This window comes from Streptomyces sp. NPDC054834, from assembly GCF_053611185.1.
Window position 1 is genome coordinate 83,703 of record NZ_JBSGZV010000042.1, and the last position, 5,830, is coordinate 89,532.

The following is a 5,830-nucleotide window of genomic DNA, read 5'->3' on the forward strand; positions in this document are numbered from 1 at the left end:
TTCGCGGACGAGGTCACCCGGGTCGCCCGCGAGGTGGGCACGGCCGGCAACCTCGGCGGTCAGGCGACCGTGCGGGGCGTGTCCGGCACCTGGAAGGACCTCACCGACAACGTCAACGTGATGGCCTCCAACCTGACCGGGCAGGTGCGCTCCATCGCCCAGGTGGCCACCGCCGTCGTCAAGGGCGACCTCTCCCAGAAGATCACGGTCGAGGCCAAGGGCGAGGTCGCGGCGCTGGCCGACGTCATCAACACGATGGTCGACACGCTCTCCGCGTTCGCCGACGAGGTCACCCGCGTCGCCCGGGAGGTCGGCACCGAGGGACGCCTGGGCGGCCAGGCCCATGTGCCGAACGTGGCCGGCACCTGGAAGGACCTCACCGACAACGTCAACTCCATGGCCAACAACCTCACCGGCCAGGTCCGCAACATCGCGCTGGTGACCACCGCGGTGGCCCGCGGTGACCTGTCGAAGAAGATCGACGTCGACGCGCGCGGGGAGATCCTGGAGCTGAAGACGACCATCAACACGATGGTCGACCAGCTCTCGGCGTTCGCCGACGAGGTCACCCGCGTGGCCCGCGAGGTCGGCACCGAAGGGCGGCTGGGCGGCCAGGCCGAGGTGGAGGGCGTGTCCGGCACCTGGAAGCGCCTCACCGAGAACGTCAACGAGCTGGCCGGCAACCTGACCCGGCAGGTGCGCGCCATCGCCGAGGTGGCGAGCGCCGTGGCCGAGGGCGACCTGACCCGGTCCATCACCGTGGACGCCTCCGGGGAGGTCGCCGAGCTCAAGGACAACATCAACTCGATGGTGGAGTCCCTGCGCCAGACCACCCGCGCCAACCAGGAGCAGGACTGGCTCAAGACCAACCTCGCGCGTCTCTCCGGCCTGATGCAGGGCCACCGCGACCTGCCCGCGGTCGCCGAGCTCATCATGGACGAGCTGGTGCCCCTGGTGTCCGCCCAGTACGGCGCCTTCTACCTCGCCGACGACGGCGACCGCGGCCCCGAGCTGCGCCTCGTCGGCTCCTACGGCCGCCCCGAGGAGGACCCGCGGCCCACCCGTATCCCCTTCGGCCGCTCCCTGGTCGGCCAGGCGGCCCGCAGCCGCCGCACCATCGCCGTGGACGACCTGCCGCCGGGCTACGTCACGATCTCCTCCGGGCTCGGACAGATCGAGCCGAGCGCGCTGATGCTGCTGCCCATCGTCTTCGAGGACCAGGTGCTCGGCGTCATCGAACTGGCCTCGGTCAGCTCCTTCGCCCAGATCCACCGGGACTTCCTGGAGATGCTGATGGAGACCATCGGCGTCAACGTCAACACGATCGTGGCCAACGCCCGCACCGACGAGCTGCTGGGCGAGTCGCAGCGACTGACCTCCGAACTCCAGGCCCGCTCCGCCGAGTTGCAGGCCCGGCAGGAGGAACTCCAGAGCTCCAACGCCGAACTGGAGGACAAGGCCTCGCTGCTGGCCGAGCAGAACCGGGACATCGAGGCGAAGAACCTCCAGATCGAACAGGCACGGCAGGAACTGGAAGCCCGCGCACAGCAGTTGTCGCTGGCCTCGAAGTACAAGTCCGAGTTCCTCGCGAACATGAGCCACGAGCTGCGGACCCCGCTCAACAGCCTGCTCATCCTGGCCCAGCTGCTCGCCCAGAACCCGTCCCGCAACCTCACCCCGAAGCAGGTCGAGTACGCGGGCATCATCCACTCCGCGGGCTCCGACCTGCTCCAGCTGATCAACGACATCCTCGACCTGTCCAAGGTCGAGGCCGGCAAGATGGACGTGACCCCGGAGCGCGTCCCGCTGCGGCAGCTCATCGAGTACGTCGAGGCCACGTTCCGGCCGATGACGACGCAGAAGAGCCTCGACTTCACGATCACCACGGCGACCGGCGCACCCGCCGACCTGCTCACCGACGACTCCCGGCTCCGGCAGATCCTGCGCAACCTGCTGTCCAACGCGGTGAAGTTCACCGAACAGGGCCGTGTCGAGCTGCGGATCGAACCGGCGCTGGACGACGAGATGCCCCACGGAGTGCTGCGCAGCGGCAGCGTCGTCGCCTTCCGGGTGAAGGACACCGGCATCGGCATTCCGGAGCGGCAACTGGAGACGATCTTCGGGGCCTTCCAACAGGCGGACGGCACGACGAGCCGCAAGTACGGCGGCACGGGCCTCGGCCTGTCCATCACCCGGGAGATCGCGCACCTGCTCGGCGGCGCCGTCACCGTGGACAGCACCCCCGGCAAGGGCAGTACGTTCACCCTGTACCTGCCCGTGGCCCGGCCGGACTTCGAGGAAGTCACGCGCGGCGGCCGCCCGCCGCAGAAGGCGCTGGAAACCCTCGCGTCCGAGACGACGGCCGAACCCGGTCCCCGGGAAGGCACCGTCCGCACCGGCACGAAGCGGCGTCCGCGCCGGCTGCTGGTCGTCGAGGAGCGGCCGCGCGGACTGCTGACCCTCGTCGCGGAGAGCGTGGTCAGAGACCTGGCGCACGGCCGGGAGAGCGATCCCTCCCACGCCCCCGTCGACATCATCACCGCCGTCGGTGCCCAGGAGGCGGCCGGTGCCCTGGCCGCCGAGCCGTGCCACTGCGTCGTCGTCGAACTCGGCACGCCGGAGGGCGAGTCGGCCCGCTTCCTGGACGCCCTTCAGGGCGACTCGGCGCTGGCGAGCGTTCCGGTCCTGGTGCACAGCGGTCACCGGGCGGGACCGGTCGGGGAGGAGGCCGTGCGCTCCGGCCCCGACGGCCGGTCGCTGGAGTACCTCTACAGCCTGGACGAGCTGCGCGAGCGCATCGCCCTGCACCTGTCGGCCGAGGAGCCCGGGGAGGTGCTGACCCTGGTCCGGCCCGAGGAACCGCAGGTGCCGGTGCTCGACACCACCGACGCCGCCGCGGGCCGTACCGTCCTCGTCGTCGACGACGACGCGCGCAACCTCTTCGCGCTCAGCGGGATCCTCGAACTCCAGGGATTCCGGGTCCTGCACGCGGAGAACGGCCGCAAGGGCATCGAGACGCTGGTCAACAACCCGGACGTCGCTCTCGTGCTGATGGACGTGATGATGCCGGAGATGGACGGCTACACCGCCACCGCCGAGATCCGGAAGATGCCGCGGTACGCCGAATTGCCGATCATCGCCGTGACCGCCAAGGCGATGCCCGGCGACCGGGAGAAGAGCCTGGCCTCCGGGGCCAGTGACTACGTCACCAAGCCGGTGGACACCCAGGACCTCGTCGCATGCGTCCGACGCTGGCTCCCCGCATGACGAGGCCCGTGCCCGCCCCAGCCCCGCGTGCGCACCGCCGCACGCCGGGGCCGTCCGCCAGCCGAGGAGCCCGCACACCGTGACCACGTACGACTCGACCCCCGAGCCGGCGAACGACCCTCCGCCCCCCGACCGGGACCAGCCCACCGTCGATCCTGCGGCTCCCGACCCCTCCGCCCTCATCCCCCTCCAGCCCGTACCGGAGACCGAACCGGCGGGGTCCGCGCGGACATCGCCCGTGGGCAGGCTCGCGGCGACGGTGGAGCGGCTGCGCCGGGAGGTGCGGGCGGCGCAGGCGGAGGCCGAGGGGCGGGCGCTGATCGAGCTCGCCAAGGGCATCCTCGTGGAGCGGCTCGGCTGCGGCCCGGCGCAGGCCGCGCGCCAGCTCACCGAACTCACCGAGCAGGCCCGGGTGACGCCCCTGGAATTCGCCGTGGAGGTCATCAACCAGGCCGCCCGGGACCGTGTGTCCGAGGTGACCGACGCCTTTCTCGCCGCCACCGCGGGAGCGCCGGACCAGGCCGACGACTCGGCCGCCGTGCGGCTGCGCGCGGCCGAGAGCGGCGCCCTGGCGGCCGGTGACACCCAGGCCGTGGCCGACTCCCTGCTCCAGCACGCGCTGGGGCCGCTCGGCGCGGTCGGCGTGGCCATCTGGGCCGCGGGCTCCGACGGTTCGCTGAGCCTCGCCGGCAGCGCCGGATTCCCGGAGGTCGAGGCCGCCCGCTGGCGCTATGTCCCGCCGGACGTGGCCACGGTGGCCCGGCGCGGCCTCACCGAGCGGTCGGGGCAGTGGCTGCCGTCGCTCTCGGAGTCCGGCCTGCCCACGATCGGCCGGCTCCTGTACCCGGACGGCGCGCGGGTCGCCGTACCCGCCGGGGCGGGCGGCCGTATCCACGGTGTGCTGGAGATCGCCTGGCCCAGGCCCGAGGGATCCCAGCCCCCGCAGGTGGTCCGGCAGGTGGAGGCGCTCGCGGAGCTGTGCGCGCACACCCTGGAGACGTACCCGCTGCTGCACGGGACGTCGTACGAACCGCGGGTGGTGCCGGACGCGCAGGAGCTGAGCGACCTCGCGGACGGACTGCACGACCCGGCGCTGGTCCTCGTACCGCACCTCGACGGCGCCGGACAGCTCGTCGACTTCCGTATCCAGCACGTCAACAACCGCTTCCTCGACCCGGCGGGCAGGCCCCGTGCCGTCGTGGGCGGCGCCCTGCTGCTGGAGGCCTACCCGATGGCCGCCGGCGAGAGCGAGCTGTTCCAGCGCGTCGAGCGGGTGTACGCCACGGGGGAGCCGTTCCGGGCGCAGCGGATGAACCTGACCGCGCTCGTCGACCAGGTCCCGCTCTCGGCCGTCGCCGACATCAGCGTCAGCCGCCACGGCTCGAGCGTGCTGCTGATCTGGCGCATCGAGGACGAGACCGCCCGGCTCGCCAGCCTGCTCCAGCACGCCCAGCGCCTCGGCCGCATCGGCGGCTTCGAGGAGAACCTGCTGACGGGCGAGATCACCTGGAACGGCCAGCTCTTCAGCCTGTACGGCCGGCCGCCCACCAGCCCCCCGGTCGCGCTGGAGGACCTGCCCGCCCACGCCCACTCCGACGACGCCGGCGCCATCAGGCGGTTCCTGCGGACGCTGCTGCACCACCGGCGTCCGGCCTCCGCCGCCTTCCGCCTGCTACGGCCCGACGGGGTCACCCGCCACATCCGGGTGGTGGCGGAGCCGGTCCTCGACACCGACGGCCGGCTGTTCGTGGTACGCGGCGCCTACCAGGACATCTCGGCGCAGCACTGGACCGAGGTCGCCCTCGCCGCCACCCGCGACCAACTGGCCCACAGCGAGCAGCAGGCCGACGAACGCAACCGGCTGGCCCTCCAGTTGCAGCACGCGATCATGCCCCCGACGCAGGCCCCGCTGCACGTTCCGGACCTCCAGGTGGCGGTGCGCTACCGCCCCGCCGAGGCGGAGCAACTGGTCGGCGGCGACTGGTACGACACGGTCGTGCTGCCCTCCGGGCTGGTGCTGCTGTGCGTCGGGGACGTGGCCGGGCACGGCATCGAGGCGGCCACCAGCATGGTGGTCCTGCGCAACGCGCTGCGCGGCCTCGCCGTGACGGGCGCGGGGCCGGCGCAGCTGCTGTCCTGGCTGAACATCGTGGCGCACCACCTCACGGGGGCCGTCACCGCCACCGCCGTCTGCGCGCTCTACGACGGGGACAGCCGCACCCTGCGCTGGGCCCGGGCCGGGCACCTGCCCCCGGTACTCGTCCGGGACGCCGAGGCGACCGCGCTGCCCGTGCTGAAGGGACTGCTGCTCGGAGCGGTGCCGGAGGCGGTCTACGAGGAGACCGAGGTCCAACTGGCGCTCGGCGACACGCTGTTGCTGTACACCGACGGCCTGATCGAGCGCCGGGACCGGTCCGTGGAGGAGTCCCTGTCGCATTTGCTGGCCACCGCCGGGTCCGCGCCCAGGACGCTCGACCAGCAGTTGGACCGGCTGCTCACCTACAGCAGGTCGGACACCGACGACGACACCTGCATCGTCGGCATCCGGGTGGCATGACACCGC

The 5,830-nt window shown here is 72.2% G+C and carries 2 protein-coding genes; both read left to right on the forward strand.

What is annotated here, in order from left to right:
* Positions 1-3,267 (forward strand): ATP-binding protein (locus ACWGJM_RS37935; RefSeq protein ID WP_453416308.1); only part of this gene is annotated, 3,267 nt, incomplete at its 5' end.
* A 181-nt stretch (positions 3,268-3,448) separates the two neighbouring features.
* On the forward strand, positions 3,449-5,824 hold the full coding sequence (locus ACWGJM_RS37940; RefSeq protein WP_453416312.1) for a SpoIIE family protein phosphatase: 2,376 nt from the start codon (positions 3,449-3,451) through the stop codon (positions 5,822-5,824).
* The last annotated feature ends 6 nt before the right edge of the window (positions 5,825-5,830 follow it).